12 protein-coding genes are annotated in these 18191 nt (G+C 32.1%); 6 read left to right on the forward strand and 6 right to left on the reverse strand.

Annotated features, from left to right (window positions below; translation table 11 throughout):
- Nucleotides 1-99 precede the first annotated feature (99 nt).
- The gene (locus AJ885_RS01010) at nt 100-729 is read left to right on the forward strand and encodes a hypothetical protein (RefSeq protein ID WP_002860843.1); all 630 of its coding nucleotides are present in this window, start codon (nt 100-102) and stop codon (nt 727-729) included.
- A gap of 35 nt (nt 730-764) precedes the next feature.
- On the opposite strand, the gene AJ885_RS01015 is transcribed toward AJ885_RS01010, so the two are convergent.
- The 4 genes from AJ885_RS01015 to ruvC form a co-directional block, all read right to left on the reverse strand.
- Entirely contained in the window at nt 765-1409 is a 645-nt protein-coding gene (locus AJ885_RS01015) for an outer membrane beta-barrel protein (RefSeq protein ID WP_044778581.1), read from the reverse strand.
- Between the two features lie 137 nt (nt 1410-1546).
- Entirely contained in the window at nt 1547-1930 is a 384-nt protein-coding gene (gene queF, locus AJ885_RS01020; RefSeq protein WP_070233449.1) for a preQ(1) synthase, read from the reverse strand.
- A 245-nt stretch (nt 1931-2175) separates the two neighbouring features.
- Nucleotides 2176-4776: a flagellar hook protein FlgE gene (flgE, locus tag AJ885_RS01030; RefSeq protein WP_070280587.1), complete on the reverse strand. Its 2601-nt coding sequence runs from the start codon at nt 4774-4776 to the stop codon at nt 2176-2178.
- Between the two features lie 202 nt (nt 4777-4978).
- Nucleotides 4979-5461: a crossover junction endodeoxyribonuclease RuvC gene (ruvC, locus tag AJ885_RS01035; protein ID WP_074497628.1), complete on the reverse strand. Its 483-nt coding sequence runs from the start codon at nt 5459-5461 to the stop codon at nt 4979-4981.
- 94 nt (nt 5462-5555) lie between these two features.
- On the opposite strand from ruvC, the gene dnaA reads away from it, so the two are divergent.
- From dnaA to gyrB, 3 genes are all read left to right on the forward strand, one after another.
- Complete coding sequence (dnaA, locus tag AJ885_RS01040; protein ID WP_020246800.1) at nt 5556-6878, forward strand: chromosomal replication initiator protein DnaA; 1323 nt, start codon at nt 5556-5558, stop codon at nt 6876-6878.
- A gap of 159 nt (nt 6879-7037) precedes the next feature.
- The gene (gene dnaN / locus AJ885_RS01045; protein WP_002860849.1) at nt 7038-8105 is read left to right on the forward strand and encodes a DNA polymerase III subunit beta; all 1068 of its coding nucleotides are present in this window, start codon (nt 7038-7040) and stop codon (nt 8103-8105) included.
- A 29-nt stretch (nt 8106-8134) separates the two neighbouring features.
- Entirely contained in the window at nt 8135-10444 is a 2310-nt protein-coding gene (gene gyrB, locus AJ885_RS01050) for a DNA topoisomerase (ATP-hydrolyzing) subunit B (protein WP_070280591.1), read from the forward strand.
- 25 nt (nt 10445-10469) lie between these two features.
- Here the strand turns inward: gyrB and AJ885_RS01055 are convergent, their stop codons facing one another.
- Both AJ885_RS01055 and AJ885_RS01060 read right to left on the reverse strand, forming a co-directional pair.
- Nucleotides 10470-10811 (reverse strand): monoheme cytochrome C, encoded by a 342-nt coding sequence (locus tag AJ885_RS01055; protein ID WP_070274248.1) that lies wholly within the window; start codon nt 10809-10811, stop codon nt 10470-10472.
- Between the two features lie 2 nt (nt 10812-10813).
- Complete coding sequence (locus tag AJ885_RS01060; RefSeq protein WP_070280593.1) at nt 10814-12052, reverse strand: sulfite oxidase; 1239 nt, start codon at nt 12050-12052, stop codon at nt 10814-10816.
- A gap of 203 nt (nt 12053-12255) precedes the next feature.
- Between AJ885_RS01060 and AJ885_RS01065 the strand changes: the two genes are divergently transcribed.
- Together AJ885_RS01065 and gltB are read left to right on the forward strand one after the other, a co-directional pair.
- Entirely contained in the window at nt 12256-13563 is a 1308-nt protein-coding gene (locus AJ885_RS01065; RefSeq protein WP_044779740.1) for a Na+/H+ antiporter family protein, read from the forward strand.
- Nucleotides 13564-13697: 134 nt separating this feature from the next.
- A complete protein-coding gene (gene gltB, locus AJ885_RS01070; protein WP_070280595.1) occupies nt 13698-18188 on the forward strand; it encodes a glutamate synthase large subunit in 4491 nt (1496 codons plus the stop codon).
- Nucleotides 18189-18191 lie beyond the last annotated feature (3 nt).

Here is an 18191-nt window from a genome sequence, read left to right on the forward strand (position 1 = left end):
TCCTTAATGTATCATATTTTTAGTAAATGTGTTTGTAAAATTCTTAAATTAAGAAAATTATTGATATAATTGTAATTTTAAGTAACAAAAAGGATGTTGATGTTAAAAGAACTCTTAGAGATTAAAAAAGAAATGGAACCTGTTATTCACGAAGCCAATGTAAAATTAAATATGCTAGCCCGTGAAGTCATAGTCCGAAAAAAAGAATACGAAATTTATGGCCCTATGGTAGATCGTGTTTATCTTGATAATGCCATTTATGTTAAAGTTATGTCAAGTGGACGCGATGTAAAAACAGACAATGTAGCTATAAAAAACGGTTTTTACATGGTTTTTGTCGCCCCTGAAAAGGAAAGTACAAAAGATATCAAAAACAAACTCAAAGTAGCTTATGAGGGACTTGATAACAAATTTATCGCTACACTCATACGATCTTGCCAACGCTTTAAAGAAATCATAAATAAAACCCAAGCCACACTCGCTAAAGCTTCTAAAATGAATGTAGTAGTAAAAACAAATTTAGGAGAAGCAAGCGCTGCGCTAAAATTTAACATCAATATAGAATACACTAGAGACACTCAAAAACTCACTCGCGAAAATTCAAAATCAGCAGGAAGCTTTAGAGATACTAAAACTTATATAAATCTTATAGTAGAAAAAAATACAGATTCTCAAATTTGTGAAAAATTACTTGATGATGTTGAAAAATACTTTATTGGTGGAGGTTGATTTCATTAATGCAAGTTATAAAAACTTGCATTAGATTAAAATTTATAATTATATCCTAAATATACACCATAATTTGTTTGTTTAGGATCGTAAAAGTTTGAGCCCACTTTATTTTGATAAAAATTTCTAGAATTATAATGAATTTGCTCTGCTTTAAAGCCTAATTCTATTTCATTATGTGGTGTCAAATCATATAAAGCACCTATTTTCGCTCCATAAAAATAACCGTCAAAATTTTGCGACAAAGATAAAAAGCTTGTTTTTAAGGTAAGATCTGTTCTTGCATATCCTCCATACACACCTAAAACAGCTCTGGTTTTTTCAAAAAGCTTAGGAGTAAAATCATAACCTGTTAAAAATTTATGTGTAGTAAAATCACCTTCGATTTGAATTCTAGGAGTTTTGATAAAATCACTAAATTCATCAGAATAATTATAACCAGCATAAATTCTATGATTTTCATTTAAACGATATCCAAGTTTTAGACCAAACGATGGTATATTACCTGAAATATCTCCATTAAAATTTTGCTTTGTATTCTTATGTTTTAACTCACTTTTTACTTGAGCATGCATCCAAGCTGCATCAGCACCTATAAAAAAACCAGAATTCTCATCTGCTAAAGCCAAATTTGAAAACAAAGTAGCACTTGCGACAATGCTTAATAATTTTTTATTCATAACCTAACTCCTTATAATAAAATTCGATCTAAAAATTTTAGATCTTTTTATATTATATATTCTTCAAAGATTAAATAAGAATTTTTTATAAAATATTTAATCTTTACATAAAAATATGTGAATATTTTACTCAAATATTATTTCGGAACAACTATATCACTACGACATTCTATTACCGTATGCACATTTCCACGCGGGTTAAAATCCCCCACAACTTTAATCCATTTTGGTTTTAGTTTATCTTTTAAAGTATTGTAAATTTCATTGATACTTGCTTCATGTGAAACATTTCTATGCATAAAAGTATTGATATAAAGCTTTATCGCCTTAAGCTCAACCACAAATTTATCAGGCATATATTCAAGATAAATCGTCGCAAAATCAGGATAACCCGAACGCGGACAACAACACATAAATTCAGGCAAAGTGATTTTAATGATATAGTCATTTTTCGCATCATTTGGCCAAATTTCCATATTTTCTACATCAAATTCTTTGATTTCTTTTTCACCATAACGCATAGATTTTCCTTAAATTTAAATTCAAGCAAAAATTATAACAAAATAAGTTTTTAAAACGATTATGATACAGATAAGAAAATGCAATTTTATTGCAACTCACCCCTAGCAAGAGTGAGTTAGCAATAAATTGAAGGCAGTTCAAGCCTAAGCCTAGTATTACAAGACTACCAAGATAGGCTTGCAAAGCAAGGCTTGCTCCCTTAAAGGGAGCAAAAAACAATATTTTATAGAATACTAAGCTTAAATTATTGTTTAAGCTGGATCAAGGTTTGAAGCATTTGATCACTGGTTGAAATGGTTTTTGAGTTTGCTTGATAACCCCTTTGGATAATGATAAGTTCTGTTAAAGAACGGCTCAAATCCACATTTGACATTTCAAGAGCTGAGGTTTTCATCTCACCACGACCCCCTGTTCCTGCTTCACCTACTACAATATTACCACTATTTGCAGTAACTTTGAAAAGGTTTCCGCCGATTTCCTCAAGACCTGAGTTATTAGCCACTGAAGCCATAGCGATTTTTGCCACTGCAAAAGTTTTACCATTGGTAAATTCGCCCAAGATATTTCCTTTATCATCAACGCGGATAGCATCAGGTTTTAAGTTACCCGAAGTATAACCATCGGTTGCTTGTCCTGTTAGAGTTGAAGCAGAGTTTGAGCTTACAAGACCGTCATTGCTTCCGCTTGTTCCAAAGGAAAGTTTGATTTGTTGATTTGGCGCAGCACCATTGTTTGGTGAGAAATTTATAGTTTTTGGTGTATAACTTGCTAAAGATCCATCATTATTAAATCTTGCACTACCCACGATGATGTTCGTAGGACCTTCTCCTGTAGTGTTGATCTCTGCAGGTTCTGGTACACGAATGATCATTTGCCATTCATTACCCCCATCTTGAGTGGTGCTTTGTTTAACAAATTGCACTTCTAAAGTGTGTTTTGAACCTAAAGAATCATAAATTTCAAGTCCAGCTGAGAAAGAACTCATCTTAAGTTGTTCACTTTCTTTGATAGAGCCACCCACTGTTAAAGGACCATCCCAAGCTTTAAAGATAGCTGTAAAAGCATCGTTGGTACTTACTGTTCCAGCCTTGTTAGAATAAGCAGTGATATTAAAACTCATATTTTTTGGATTTGTTGTTTGTGTTGTTCCTGCACCACCATTTCCATTATTAAAAGCATTAGCTGGAATTTCTGATTTTTCATTAGCATTAGAAATAGCAAAATGTCCACTTGAATTTACCACAACTTTTACACTTTGATTAATATCATCTAATGAAAAAGATCCACTTCCATCATAATCTACCCCATATCTTGCATCTCTTTGCAAAAGCTCTCTTAAATCTTCTGTGGTTCTAAAGGTTCTTGCATTTGTATTTAAAAGTCTACCATTTACTGCATCATAATAAGCTCCTGAAGCAGGATCCGTTGGTCTTGTATTTTGGACATTATCATTATCTTTAAAAGAAGGGCCTCCATCAGGATTATACATAGGACCTATATCTACAGGATTTGAACTATAAATATATTTATGAGCTGTAATAACTTCTACTCTATCAGTTCCTGTTAATGTAATTTTTGTAGCTGGACCATCTGGAGGAGTTGGATCATATGCCACTTTATCAGCTGTCCATAGAGAAGTTCCATTTTTTTCAATAGCAGGAATTCCTGTTTGAGAAAAAGTAAACGATTTTTTTTCTGCGTTCCAAGTAGCGTTCCAAATCTCTCCAGCTGTATTAGTAGAAGCGACTACAAGATTTATATTTTTCATATTATCCGTAGTGCCATCAGAATTTGTATTGACAAAATCTATACCACTACCATCAGCATTTTTAACGGCTTTTACTCCTGTTCCTTCTCTAGTATCTGTTGGTGCAGTGAAAGTATTAATATAAGCAATCGCTTCATCTATACTTTGGATATTTTCATTTTGAATTCTAACTCCATTTAAAGTTATATCTAAATTTACTTTTTGATCTGCTGTTCCCCAAAAGGCTGAAGTTTGATTTTGCTGTAAATTTGGATCAAATACATTAAATCCTATTTTATTTGTTGAATATTTTGCATCCGCATAAGATACCCAAATTCCTTGTCCATCTCTTAGATTTAGCCCTGTTCCTTTTGCATTAAACAAAGCTCCTGCATCTACGCCTTTTTCAGTTACTTCAACCGAATTTTTAGAAGTGGTATAAAACTGAGTGGTTCCTGTATCATTTTCATCTTCAGCTCTATTAGTTTTAGTATTCCATCCATGAACTGAGTCAAGTCCGTATAAATTCGTGCTTGAAGTTCCTATATTTAAACCACTATTTAAATTTGCTTTGATAGCTACTTCAGTTGATTTTGCTGCAGGGATATGCATACCTGGATCGATGAAAATGTTTTGTGGAGTTCTTGAGCTATCTATGGTTTGATCATCCCAGTTGATATTCCATCCTTGCACAACAAAACCGGCATTGTTTACGAAATTCCCATAAGCATCAAGTTTAAAATCTCCGCTTCTTGTAAGATAGTTTGTAAGACCACCATCATCACTCACCATGAAAAAACCATCACCATTGATAGCAACGTCAGTGTTTTTATCTGTAGTTTGAACTGAACCTTGAGAGTGAATTCTTGTAGTAGAACTTACTGAAACGCCAAGACCGATTTGAAGTGGGTTTTGTCCACCTCTTCCATCAGTTGGAGTTGTAGCGATTTTTACTGTTTGGCTAAACATAGTTCCAAAATCTGCACGAGAATATTTAAAACCAGTAGTATTAACATTTGAAATGTTATTACCTTCAACATCCATCGCAACTTGATGTGCTTGTAGTCCGCTTACGCCAGACCAAAGTGATCTCATCATCTTAAATCCTTTATAAAATATTGCTTTAAAAATTTAACGCTTTGGCTTTAAAAAACTTTTGCGTTTATGTGAAGTTTTACAAGCAAGTTCTGTTCCAACTTTTGAAATTTTTTATGAAATTTTTAAAAAATATAGAAAAAATTTAAAGGTATTTTGGGAGTTTATGGAACTTTAGGCTTTTGTGTAATGAAAATTACCAAAATCATACCCTAACTCTTAAATTTGCCGCATGAGTTAAAGCCACTGCGATAGCATCTGTGATATCTAAAGGCTTGATATCTTTGCTAAGTCCTAAAAGTCTTTTTACCATAAAAGCAACTTGTTCTTTGGTTGCTTTGGCTTTTCCTGTGACGGCTTTTTTCACTTGTAAGGGAGTGTATTCTGCAAAGTCTCCATGAATTTGAAGAATTTTTAAAGTTAGGGCTCCACGAAATTGTGCGAGTTTTAAAACAGTTTTTGGATTGTAAGCAAAAAAGATATCTTCTATAGCTACCTCATCAAAAGAATGATTTTTAAAAATCAAGTCCAAACCCTCGCAAAGCTCTGTGATTTGATACTGTAAAGTACTTGGCTTTATCTTTATAAGCCCTGCTTCTATGAGAATGTTTTTTCCTTTGTTGGCTTCTATGATAGCATAACCGCAATTTCTTGAACCTGGATCTATACCTAAAATTTTCAAATTCATACCTTTTGAAAATAAAATACAAAAGCGGATTTTAACCTTTTTTTATGAAATTTAAGATAAAATTTATACATTATGCAAAATTTAAAGAGAGATTATGAATCCAAGCCAAATACTTGAAAATTTAAAAAAAGAATTAAGCGAAAACGAATACGAAAACTATTTATCAAATTTAAAATTCAACGAAAAGCAAAGCAAAGCAGATCTTTTGGTTTTTAACGCTCCAAATGAACTCATGGCTAAATTCATACAAACAAAATACGGCAAAAAAATCGCGCATTTTTATGAAGTACAAAGTGGAAATAAAGCCATCATAAATATACAAGCACAAAGTGCTAAGCAAAGCAACAAAAGCACAAAAATCGACATAGCTCATATAAAAGCACAAAGCACGATTTTAAATCCTTCTTTTACTTTTGAAAGTTTTGTTGTAGGGGATTCTAACAAATACGCTTATGGAGCATGTAAAGCTATAATACATAAAGACAAGCTTGGAAAACTTTATAATCCTATCTTTGTTTATGGGCCTACAGGACTTGGAAAAACACATTTACTTCAAGCAGTTGGAAATGCGAGCTTAGAAATGGGAAAAAAAGTCATTTACGCTACAAGTGAGAATTTTATCAATGATTTTACTTCAAATTTAAAAAATGGCTCTTTAGATAAATTTCATGAAAAGTATAGAAACTGCGATGTTTTGCTTATAGATGATGTGCAGTTTTTAGGAAAAACCGATAAAATTCAAGAAGAATTTTTCTTTATATTTAATGAAATCAAAAACAACGATGGACAAATCATCATGACTTCAGACAATCCACCCAACATGCTAAAAGGTATAACCGAACGCTTAAAAAGTCGTTTTGCACATGGGATCATAGCTGATATAACTCCACCTCAACTAGATACAAAAATAGCCATCATAAGAAAAAAATGTGAATTTAACGATATCAATCTTTCTAATGATATCATAAACTATATCGCTACTTCTTTAGGGGATAATATAAGAGAAATCGAAGGTATCATCATAAGTTTAAATGCTTATGCAACCATACTAGGACAAGAAATCACACTCGAACTTGCCAAAAGTGTGATGAAAGATCATATCAAAGAAAAGAAAGAAAATATCACCATAGATGATATTTTATCTTTAGTATGTAAAGAATTTAACATCAAACCAAGCGATGTGAAATCCAATAAAAAAACTCAAAATATAGTCACAGCAAGACGCATTGTGATTTACCTAGCTAGGACACTTACAGCTTTGACTATGCCACAACTTGCGAATTATTTTGAAATGAAAGATCATACAGCTATTTCACATAATGTTAAAAAAATCACAGAAATGATAGAAAATGATGCTTCTTTAAAAGCAAAAATCGAAGAACTTAAAAACAAAATTCTTGTTAAAAGTCAAAGTTAAGTGAAAGGATGTGAAAAATAAATTCTAGAGTGTGAAAAAAAAGAAATTAAGCAAAGTATGATAAAATACAAATTTGATTATTTTGCTTTGAAGAATTTCACAATTTCAACAAGCTTATTATTACAACGAATTTAAATTAAAATAAACCAAGGAGAAAAAATGAAGTTAAGTATCAATAAAAATACTTTAGAATCTGCAGTGATTTTATGTAATGCTTATGTAGAAAAAAAAGATTCAAGCACCATTACTTCTCATCTTTTTTTTCATGCTGATGAAGATAAACTTCTTATTAGAGCTAGTGATTATGAAATAGGTATCAACTATAAGATAAAAAAAATCCGCGTAGAATCAAGTGGTTTTGCTACTGCAAATGCAAAAAGTATTGCAGATGTTATTAAAAGCTTAAATAATGAAGAAGTTGTTTTAGAAACTATTGATAATTTCTTATTTATAAGACAAAAAAGTACAAAATACAAACTTCCTATGTTTAATCACGAAGATTTTCCAAATTTTCCAAATACAGAAGGAAAAAACCAATTTGACATTGATTCAAGTGATTTAAGCCGTTCTCTTAAAAAGATATTACCAAGTATTGATACAAACAACCCAAAATACTCCTTAAATGGTGCATTTTTAGATATAAAAACAGATAAAATTAACTTCGTAGGAACTGATACAAAACGCCTTGCAATCTATACTTTAGAAAAAGCAAATAATCAAGAATTCAGTTTTAGTATCCCTAAAAAAGCTATCATGGAAATGCAAAAACTTTTCTATGAAAAAATAGAAATTTTTTATGATCAAAATATGCTTATCGCTAAAAATGAAAACTTTGAATTCTTTACAAAACTTATTAACGATAAATTTCCAGATTATGAAAAAGTTATACCAAAAACTTTCAAACAAGAACTTAGCTTTTCAACTGAAGATTTTATAGATAGTCTTAAAAAAATCAGCGTTGTAACTGAAAAAATGAAACTTCATTTTAACAAAGATAAAATCATCTTTGAAGGTATAAGTTTAGACAATATGGAAGCAAAAACAGAACTTGAAATTCAAACAGGAGTGAGTGAAGAATTTAATCTTACTATAAAAATCAAATATTTACTTGACTTCTTAACTTCTATAGAAGAAGAAAAATTCACTTTAAGTGTAAATGAACCTAATTCAGCATTTATAGTCAAATCCCAAGGACTATCAATGATTATCATGCCTATGGTTTTATAATAAGAACAAGTAAAAGATAAAGGAAAAATATGCAAGAAAATTACGGTGCGAGTAATATTAAAGTCCTAAAAGGTCTAGAAGCTGTTAGAAAACGCCCAGGTATGTATATAGGAGATACAAACATAGGCGGACTTCATCATATGATTTATGAAGTTGTGGATAATTCTATCGATGAAGCTATGGCAGGACATTGTAATACTATAGATGTAGAAATCACTACTGAAGGAAGCTGTATAGTTAGTGATAATGGTCGTGGTATTCCTGTTGATATGCACCCAACTGAAAATATGCCAACTTTAACCGTTGTTTTAACTGTCCTTCATGCAGGGGGAAAATTCGATAAAGATACTTATAAAGTTTCAGGTGGTTTGCACGGTGTTGGGGTTTCGGTTGTAAATGCACTCTCTAAAAAACTTGTAGCTACAGTTGAAAGAAATGGAGAAATTTATCGTCAAGAATTTTCAGAAGGTAAAGTTATCAGTGAATTTGGTGTGATAGGAAAAAGTAAAAAGACAGGAACAACTATAGAATTTTGGCCTGATGATCAAATTTTTGAAGTGACTGAATTTGATTATGAAATTTTGGCTAAAAGATTTCGTGAACTTGCATACTTAAATCCAAAAATCACTATAAATTTTAAAGATAACCGCGTAGGCAAACATGAAAGTTTTCACTTTGAAGGTGGAATTTCTCAGTTTGTTACAGACTTAAATAAAAAAGAAGCTTTAACTAAAGCAATTTTCTTTAGCGTAGATGAAGAAGATGTGAATGTTGAAGTAGCTTTGCTTTACAATGATACTTATAGCGAAAATTTACTCTCTTTTGTAAATAATATCAAAACTCCAGATGGTGGAACACATGAAGCTGGTTTTAGAATGGGCTTAACTCGTGTGATAAGTAACTATATAGAAGCAAATGCAAGTGCTAGAGAAAAAGATAATAAAATCACGGGTGAAGATGTGCGTGAAGGTTTGATCGCTGTTGTAAGTGTAAAGGTGCCTGAACCACAATTTGAAGGACAAACCAAAGGAAAACTTGGTTCAACTTATGTGCGTCCTATAGTTTCAAAAGCAAGTTTTGAGTATTTGACTAAATATTTTGAAGAAAATCCTATCGAAGCTAAAGCTATAATGAACAAAGCTTTAATGGCAGCTAGAGGAAGAGAAGCAGCGAAAAAAGCTAGAGAATTAACGCGTAAAAAAGAAAGTTTAAGCGTAGGAACTTTACCAGGGAAATTAGCTGATTGTCAAAGTAAAGATCCAAGTGAAAGTGAAATTTATCTTGTGGAAGGGGATTCTGCAGGAGGTTCTGCAAAACAAGGTAGAGAAAGATCTTTCCAAGCTATACTGCCTTTGCGTGGTAAAATTTTAAATGTTGAAAAAGCAAGACTGGATAAAATTTTAAAATCTGAGCAAATTCAAAATATGATTACCGCTTTTGGCTGTGGTATAGGTGAAGATTTTGATCTTTCAAAACTTAGATATCATAAAATCATCATCATGACAGATGCGGATGTTGATGGATCTCATATACAAACCTTGCTTTTAACTTTCTTCTTCCGTTTTATGAATGAACTTGTAACAAATGGACATATTTATCTAGCACAACCACCTTTATATCTTTATAAAAAAGCTAAAAAGCAAATTTATTTAAAAGATGAAAAAGCTTTGAGCGAATACCTGATAGAAACGGGAATAGAAGGTTTAAACTATGAAGGTATAGGAATGAATGATTTAAAAGATTATTTAAAAATCGTTGCAGCTTATCGTGCGATTTTAAAAGATCTTGAAAAGCGTTTTAATGTGATTTCTGTGATACGCTATATGATAGAAAATTCAAATTTAGTTAAAGCAAATAATGAAGAATTATTTAGTGTAATCAAACAATTTTTAGAAACACAAGGACACAATATCTTAAATCATTATATCAACGAAAATGAAATTCGAGCTTTTGTTCAAACTCAAAATGGCCTAGAAGAACTTGTGATCAATGAAGAACTTTTCACTCATCCACTATATGAAGAAGCAAGTTATATTTTTGATAAGATTAAAGATAGAGGCTTGGAATTTGATAAAGATATTTTAGAAGTTCTTGAAGATGTTGAAACCAATGCTAAAAAAGGTGCTACTATACAACGCTATAAAGGTTTAGGAGAAATGAATCCTGAGCAACTTTGGGAAACCACAATGGATCCAAGCGTAAGAAGACTTTTAAAAATCACTATTGAAGATGCACAAAGTGCAAACGATACCTTTAATCTCTTTATGGGCGATGAGGTTGAACCAAGACGCGATTATATTCAAGCACACGCTAAAGATGTAAAACATTTGGATGTGTAAATTTATCATTGAAGAAATGATTTCTTCAATGAGTTTTGCTTTGTAAGAATATAGCTAGAGGAATTCTTCTTCTTGTATCGTATTTTTCTCCATAATATTTTTCAAGATAATTTAAAATTTTTTCTTCATCTTCAGGTTCTATTTCCCAAAGTCCTTCACTATCTTGCATCCATCTTATAGCTGCTAACCAAGCTTTTCTACTTGCGTGCATATTGGTAATGAGATTGGATCCATGACAAGCTAAACAATTTGCTTCCACTAAAGGTGAATCAGGATCGATAATCAATCCTGTATCAGGGTTAATTTCAAGATTTTGAGCCCAACTTGCACTTAAAAACAATGCTAAGATCAATATAATTTTTTTCATACTTAAACTCCATAAACATTAACTCTATGGCATGCATTATTGATATATCCTCCTGGATTCCACTGTGCTAAAACCATAGGTTGACTGTTACCTTGACTATCGATAGCTCTTGCCCAAATTTCATAATATCCTTTTGTTGGTATTGATATTTGAGCACTCCATTTTTGCCATGCTAATCTATTTAATGGTTTTTCTACCTTTGCTTTAGTCCATGTTACGCCATAATCATTGCTTATATAAACTTCACTAACTTCAAGTTCTCCAGCCCAAGCTTTACCTCTAACTTCAAATTTTTTATTTGCTTTTATTTCAGAACCATTTTTGATATTAGTAATTACAGATCTTATAGGCATTGATTCTATGATTTTCATCTCGCCTTTATAATTAAAATCTCCTGGTTTTACCGGATTTACAGGAACTTTATAAGAACCTTCCATTTTTTCACCATCATGAATTTTATTTCTTACTGAAATTTTATAAAGCCATTTACCGCTTGTACTTGCAGGGTAACCACCACAAACAAGTCTAAGTGGATAGCCATTGACTAAAGGAATATCTTTGCCTTCATAAGCCCAAGCTATTAGAGTTTCATCTTGTAAAGCTTTAGAAATAGGAACCCCTCTACTAATAGGTGAAGTTTCTTCACCATTTAATTTTGTATCTATACCATAATATCCAATATACACCGCATCATTTTTGATGCCACAATCTTTTAAAATATCTTTTAAACGCACTCCTGTCCATCTACCACAAGCTACTGCACCATAACCCCATTGAGTTCCTTTTGTGCTAGGTATAACTTCAGATCTACCATTTCCACCGCATTCAACTGTTAAGGCATAAGTATAGGTTTTAAATTTCTTTTTTAAATCTTCTATGGTGTAAGATTTTTTATTGATAATACTTTCTCCATCGATTTCTAAAGTCCAACCTTTATGAAGTCTTTCTTTTATCGTTTCTAGGCTTGGTGGTAAGCCATTATTTCTAACAAAGAAATTTTCAGGTTTTGTAAAATCAGAATCAAGAGCATAAATTTCAGTTTCTGCTGTTAATGGTTTTTCACCATGATAGATAAGATCTTTTTTACCTTCTATTTTAAAATCAGGTAATTCTTTTGCCAAAGCCTTACTTCCTAAAAAATTCTCAAAAGAAAAATTTGACAATACACTAATGCCAAATAAACCAAGTCCTATATTTTTTAGAAAGTCTCTACGATTTTCTTTTTGATTGTTCTGTTTCATTGAAATATCCTTAAATATTTATATAATCTTTTATTTTATTATAAATTTTAAAAATTTAAATAATTAATTATATTAATTATTTAAATTAAAAAAATTAATTATTTTTATAATTTTACATATTAAATAAAATCATCATATGTTCGATTTTTATTACATTTTAACTAAGTTTTTTCTACAATTAAATTTTTAAAATTATTTAAGGAATGATTTTGACTTTACTTACTAATCCTATCATTATCAGTGTTGTTTTGATGACTTTACTTTGTTTGTTTCGTTTTAATGTGCTTTTGAGTCTTTTGATTTCAGCTCTTGTTGCAGGTGTATTTTCTCATCTTGAACTCGTAGATACTATGAATATACTTATAAGCGGAATGAAGGAAAATTTAAAAACAGCTCTTAGCTATATACTCTTAGGGGCCATTGCCGCAGCGATTTCAAAGACAAATTTAACTGCATATTTGATTAAGATAGTAAGCCATTTTATATCTCATAAAAAATATTTATTGCTTTTGTCTATAGCTTTGATTTCTTGTTTTTCTCAAAATTTAATTCCTATTCATGTGGCTTTTATACCTTTGTTAATTCCACCTCTTTTAAGTCTTTTTAATAAACTTAAAATCGATCGTAGAGCGGTTGCTTGTGCTTTAACTTTTGGACTTACTACGCCTTATATGGTTTTGCCAGTAGGCTTTGGACTTACTTTTCAAGATCTTTTAAAAGATAATTTAAATGCAAATAATGTAAGTGTATCTTTAAATGATGTTACAAATACTATGTATTTTGCTGCTATTTGTATGATAACAGGACTTTTTCTAGCGCTTTTTGTGTTTTATCGTAAGCCAAGAGAGTATCAAGAAGTAGAAATTGCTAAAGTAAATTTAGAAAATCTTGAAATGACGCGTAAGGAATGGGGCGTTTTAGCTGGGCTTGTTTTAACTTTAATTTTGCAAATTTTGACTATGAATTTACCTTTATCAGGGCTTTTGGGTTTTGTTTTAATGGTTATTTTGGGTGGAGTTGAATTTTCAAAAGTCAATGAAGTTTTTGATGATGGGCTTAAAATGATGGGTTTTATAGCTTTTGTTATCCTTGTTGCTGCAGGATATGGAGAAGTTTTAAAAGAAAGTGGATCAGTAGTAGAGCTTGTAAATTCAGTCGTTCCTTGGATGGAACAAAGTAAATTTTTAGCAGTATTTTTTATGCTTTTAATAGGACTTATCATCACTATGGGTATAGGTACTTCTTTTGGAACTATACCTATCATAGCTACGCTTTTTTGTCCTATTTGTTTGGAACTTGGTTTTAGTACAGCACTTATTATATTTATCTTAGGAGTAGCAGGAGCTTTAGGAGATGCAGGAAGTCCAGCTAGTGAAACAACCATGGGAACTACTGTAGGATTAAATGCTGATAAACAACACGATCACATTAAAGATACTTGCATACCAACTTTTATTTTTTATAATGGCTCATTATTGATTTTAGGTAGTATTATCGCCATGTTTTTATAATTTTTACAAATCTATCAAAATATTTTTTAATTTATTTATTTTTAAGATAAAAATTATATCGATTTTAAAAAAATATATGCTATAATCCTTTATAAAGCTAACAAAATTTAAATCAGTCTTATAAGGAGAGCAGAATGGATTTAGAAAATATCCTAGAAAGTAATCAAAGCATAGGTTTATATCATCCAAAGAACGAACATGATGCCTGCGGTATCGCTGCAATTGCTAATATACGCGGTATTGCCTCTTATAAGGTTATTTGTGATGCTTTAGAAATTTTGATGAATCTTGAGCACCGAGGTGGTGCAGGAGCTGAAGAAAATTCAGGTGATGGGGCGGGGATTTTGATCCAAATTCCACATGATTTTTTTAAAACTCAAGAATTGGGTTTTGAACTTCCTAAAAAGGGTGATTATGCCGTAGCACAGATGTTTTTATCACCCAATACTGATGCAAAAGAAGAAGCAAAAGAGATATTTTTACAAGGTTTAAAGGATAAAAAACTTGAATTTTTAGGTTTTAGAGAAGTGCCTTTTAATCCTAGCGATATAGGTGTAAGTGCTTTAAAAGCTATGCCTTATTTTTTACAAGCCTTTGTGAAAAAACCAAGTAAAATAAGTGCAGGACTTGAGTTTGAAAGAGTGCTTTATAGTACGCGTCGCCTTATAGAAAAAAGAGCTATTAATGTGCCAAAATTTTATTTTTCAAGTTTTTCTTCACGTACCATAGTTTATAAAGGAATGCTTCTTTCAACTCAATTGAGCAATTTTTATCTTGATTTTAAAGATGTCAATATGAAATCAGCCATCGCTTTGGTGCATTCTCGCTTTTCGACTAATACCTTTCCAAGTTGGGAAAGAGCACATCCAAACCGCTATATGGTGCATAATGGAGAGATTAATACCATACGCGGAAATGTTGATAGTATAAGAGCTAGAGAAGGTTTGATGCAAAGTGAGTATTTTGAAAATTTAGATGAAATTTTTCCCATCATAGCTAAGCCTAGCAGTGATTCTGCAATGTTTGATAATACTTTAGAATTTTTAGCTCTAAATGGTCGCACTTTAGAAGAAGCTTTTATGATGATGGTGCCAGAACCTTGGCATAAAAATGAAAATATGGAAAGCAAAAAGCGTGCTTTTTATGAATATCATTCTTTATTGATGGAGCCTTGGGATGGACCTGCTGCTATAGTTTTTACTGATGGAGTGATTATGGGGGCGAGTTTGGATAGAAATGGTTTTCGTCCTTCAAGGTATTATCTTACAAAAGATGATATGCTCATACTTTCAAGTGAAACAGGGGCTTTAAAACTTGATGAAAAAAATATCAAAGCTAAAAAACGCTTAGAACCTGGAAAACTTTTACTCGTTGATACAGCAAGAGGTAGGGTTATAGCTGATAATGAAATCAAAGAGCATTATGCTAATGCTAAGCCTTATAAAAAATGGCTTAAAAATTTAGTTGAACTTGAAAAACAAAAAAGCGGAGTTTATAAACATCAGTTTTTAAAAGAAGATGAGGTTTTAAAACTCCAAAAAGCTTTTGGTTGGAGTTATGATGAGCTTAAAATGAGTGTGGCTGCTATGGCTCAAAATGGTAAAGAAGCTATAGCAGCTATGGGTGTAGATACTCCTTTGGCTATACTTTCTAAAACTTATCAACCTTTGTATAATTATTTTAAACAACTTTTTGCACAAGTAACTAATCCTCCCCTTGATGCCATAAGAGAAGAGATCGTTACTTCTACAAGGATTTATCTAGGAAGCGAAGGCAATTTATTAAAACCCGATGAAAACAATGCAAAACGTGTAAAAATAGCCTTGCCTGTGATAAGTAATGAAGAACTTTTTGAAGTTAAGGCTTTAAATAAATTTCAAGTTAAAGAATTTTCTATACTTTATGATTATTCTAAAAAAACTTTAGAAAAGGCTTTAGATGAACTTTGTGTTAAGATAGAAGATGAGGTTAAAAAAGGTGTTTCTATTATCATTTTAAGCGATAAAGGAGTGGATGAAAAAAACGCTTATATCCCCGCTTTGCTTGCTGTTTCTGGAGTGCATAATCATCTAGTAAGAAAAAATTTAAGAACACACACAAGTCTTATCATCGAAAGTGGTGAACCTAGAGAAATTCATCATTTTGCATGTCTTTTAGGCTATGGTGCGACTGTTATTAATCCTTATTTGGTTTATGAGAGCATACAAAAACTCATTGCCAATAAAGATTTAAATTTAAGTTATGAAAAGGCGGTAGAAAATTTTATCAAGGCAAGTTCAAGTGGCATAGTCAAAATTGCTTCTAAAATGGGAGTTTCTACCTTGCAAAGTTATAATGGCTCTGCACTTTTTGAATGTCTGGGCTTAAGCTCTAAGGTGATTGATAAATACTTCACTTCTACAACTTCACGCATTGAAGGTATGGATTTAGAAGATTTTGAAAAAGAACTCATTGCTTTACACAAACATGCTTTTAACGATACACATAAGGCTTTAGATTCTAAAGGAATTCATGGTTTTAGAAGTGCTAAAGAAGAACATTTAATCGATCCGCTTGTGATTTTTAATCTTCAGCAAGCCTGTCGTAACAAAGACTATGAAAGCTTTAAAAAATACTCGGCTTTAGTAGATGAAAAACAAGTTAATTTGCGTTCTTTGATGGAATTTGATTTTAGTGAAGCTATCAGTATAGATAAGGTTGAAAGTGTAGAAAGTATAGTTAAACGCTTTAGAACAGGGGCGATGAGTTATGGTTCTATTTCTAAAGAAGCACACGAGTGTTTAGCACAAGCTATGAATAAAATAGGTGCTAAATCAAATTCAGGTGAAGGTGGCGAGGATGAAGAACGCTATGAAATCAAAGAGGGTGCGGATAAAAACTCAGCCATTAAGCAGGTAGCAAGTGGGCGTTTTGGCGTGGATTTAAACTACTTAAGTCATGCAAAAGAAATTCAAATCAAAGTCGCTCAAGGCGCAAAACCAGGTGAAGGCGGACAATTAATGGGCTTTAAAGTCTATCCTTGGATAGCTAAGGCTAGACATTCTACTGCAGGTGTAACGCTTATTTCCCCACCTCCTCATCATGATATTTATTCTATAGAAGATTTGGCTCAACTTATTTATGACTTAAAAAATGCTAACAAAGACGCTAAAATTTCAGTAAAACTTGTAAGCGAAAATGGCATAGGAACGGTTGCTGCAGGTGTGGCTAAGGCAGGAGCGAATTTAATCCTTGTTTCAGGTTATGATGGAGGTACGGGTGCAAGTCCTAGAACTTCTATACCGCATGCAGGAATTCCTTGGGAGTTAGGTTTGGCTGAAACACATCAAACTTTGATTTTAAACAAGCTTAGAGATAGGGTAAGATTAGAAACTGATGGAAAGCTTATGAATGGGCGTGATTTAGCCATAGCGGCACTTTTAGGAGCTGAAGAATTTGGTTTTGCAACCGCGCCTTTGATTGTTTTAGGTTGTACGATGATGAGAGTTTGTCATCTAAATACCTGTCCTTTTGGTATAGCCACTCAAGATACAGAACTTAGAGATCGTTTTAAGGGCAAAGTAGATGATGTGATTAATTTCATGTATTTTATAGCCCAGGAGCTTAGAGAATACATGGCAAGGCTTGGTTTTGAACGCCTAGATGATATGATAGGTCGTGTGGATAAACTCCGCCAAAAAAGTGTGCAAGGTAAAGCAGGAAAGCTAAATTTAGATAAAATTTTAAAATCCTTGCCTACTTATAATAGAACTGCTGTGCATTTTAAAGATTATAAAGACAATAAACTTGAAAAAACGATTGATTATAGAATTTTACTACCACTTTGTAAAAATGCTGTGGAGAAAAAAGAGCCTATCAAACTTTCTTTAGAAGTAGGAAATCAAAGTCGTACTTTTGCAACTATGCTTTCAAGTGAAATTTTAAAAACTTATGGAAAAGATGCTTTAGATGAAGATAGTATCCATATCAAAGCTATAGGCAATGCAGGTAATAGCTTTGGAGCGTTTTTGTTAAAGGGCATTAAACTTGAGATTATAGGCGATAGCAATGATTATTTAGGCAAGGGTTTAAGTGGTGGCAAAATCATAGCAAAAATTTCAAATGAAGCTACTTTTTCGCCTGAAGAAAATATCATCGCAGGAAATGCTTGTTTATATGGAGCAACTGAGGGTGAAGTGTATTTAGATGGTATAGCAGGGGAAAGATTTTGTGTAAGAAATTCAGGAGCTTTGGCTGTGGTTTTAGGAACAGGCGTGCATGGTTGTGAATATATGACAGGTGGGCAAGTTGTAGTTCTTGGAGATGTGGGTGCGAATTTCGCTGCTGGTATGAGTGGGGGCGTTGTTTATATTTTTGGAAGACACAATGAAGCTCATGTAAATACCGAGCTTGTGGATATTAAAGATCTTAATGCTAAGGATGAAAAAGAATTAAAAGCTGTGATAGAAAAACATATCGCTTATACAGATTCTAAAAAGGCTAAAGATATTTTAGAAAAATTCGATAAAAAAGACTTTTTTAAAGTCATGCCAAGAGATTATGAAAAGATGTTAAAAATGCTTGATCTTTGTAAAAATGAAAAAGATCCAAATTTAGCAGCATTTTTGAAAATCACGCAAAAATAAGGA

The sequence above is a fragment of the Campylobacter sp. BCW_6464 genome, assembly GCF_001762775.1.
GTDB lineage: Bacteria > Campylobacterota > Campylobacteria > Campylobacterales > Campylobacteraceae > Campylobacter_D > Campylobacter_D jejuni.

Excerpts from the sequence above, each read along its gene's own strand:
- flgE (WP_070280587.1), bottom strand. The coding sequence starts at position 4,776 with ATGATGAGATCACTTTGGTCTGGCGTAAGCGGACTACAAGCACATCAA.
- gltB (WP_070280595.1), top strand. The coding sequence starts at position 13,698 with ATGGATTTAGAAAATATCCTAGAAAGTAATCAAAGCATAGGTTTATAT.
- AJ885_RS01065 (WP_044779740.1), top strand. The coding sequence starts at position 12,256 with ATGATTTTGACTTTACTTACTAATCCTATCATTATCAGTGTTGTTTTG.
- AJ885_RS01010 (WP_002860843.1), top strand. The coding sequence starts at position 100 with ATGTTAAAAGAACTCTTAGAGATTAAAAAAGAAATGGAACCTGTTATT.
- AJ885_RS01055 (WP_070274248.1), bottom strand. The coding sequence starts at position 10,811 with ATGAAAAAAATTATATTGATCTTAGCATTGTTTTTAAGTGCAAGTTGG.
- gyrB (WP_070280591.1), top strand. The coding sequence starts at position 8,135 with ATGCAAGAAAATTACGGTGCGAGTAATATTAAAGTCCTAAAAGGTCTA.
- AJ885_RS01060 (WP_070280593.1), bottom strand. The coding sequence starts at position 12,052 with ATGAAACAGAACAATCAAAAAGAAAATCGTAGAGACTTTCTAAAAAAT.
- AJ885_RS01015 (WP_044778581.1), bottom strand. The coding sequence starts at position 1,409 with ATGAATAAAAAATTATTAAGCATTGTCGCAAGTGCTACTTTGTTTTCA.
- ruvC (WP_074497628.1), bottom strand. The coding sequence starts at position 5,461 with ATGAATTTGAAAATTTTAGGTATAGATCCAGGTTCAAGAAATTGCGGT.
- queF (WP_070233449.1), bottom strand. The coding sequence starts at position 1,930 with ATGCGTTATGGTGAAAAAGAAATCAAAGAATTTGATGTAGAAAATATG.
- dnaA (WP_020246800.1), top strand. The coding sequence starts at position 5,556 with ATGAATCCAAGCCAAATACTTGAAAATTTAAAAAAAGAATTAAGCGAA.
- dnaN (WP_002860849.1), top strand. The coding sequence starts at position 7,038 with ATGAAGTTAAGTATCAATAAAAATACTTTAGAATCTGCAGTGATTTTA.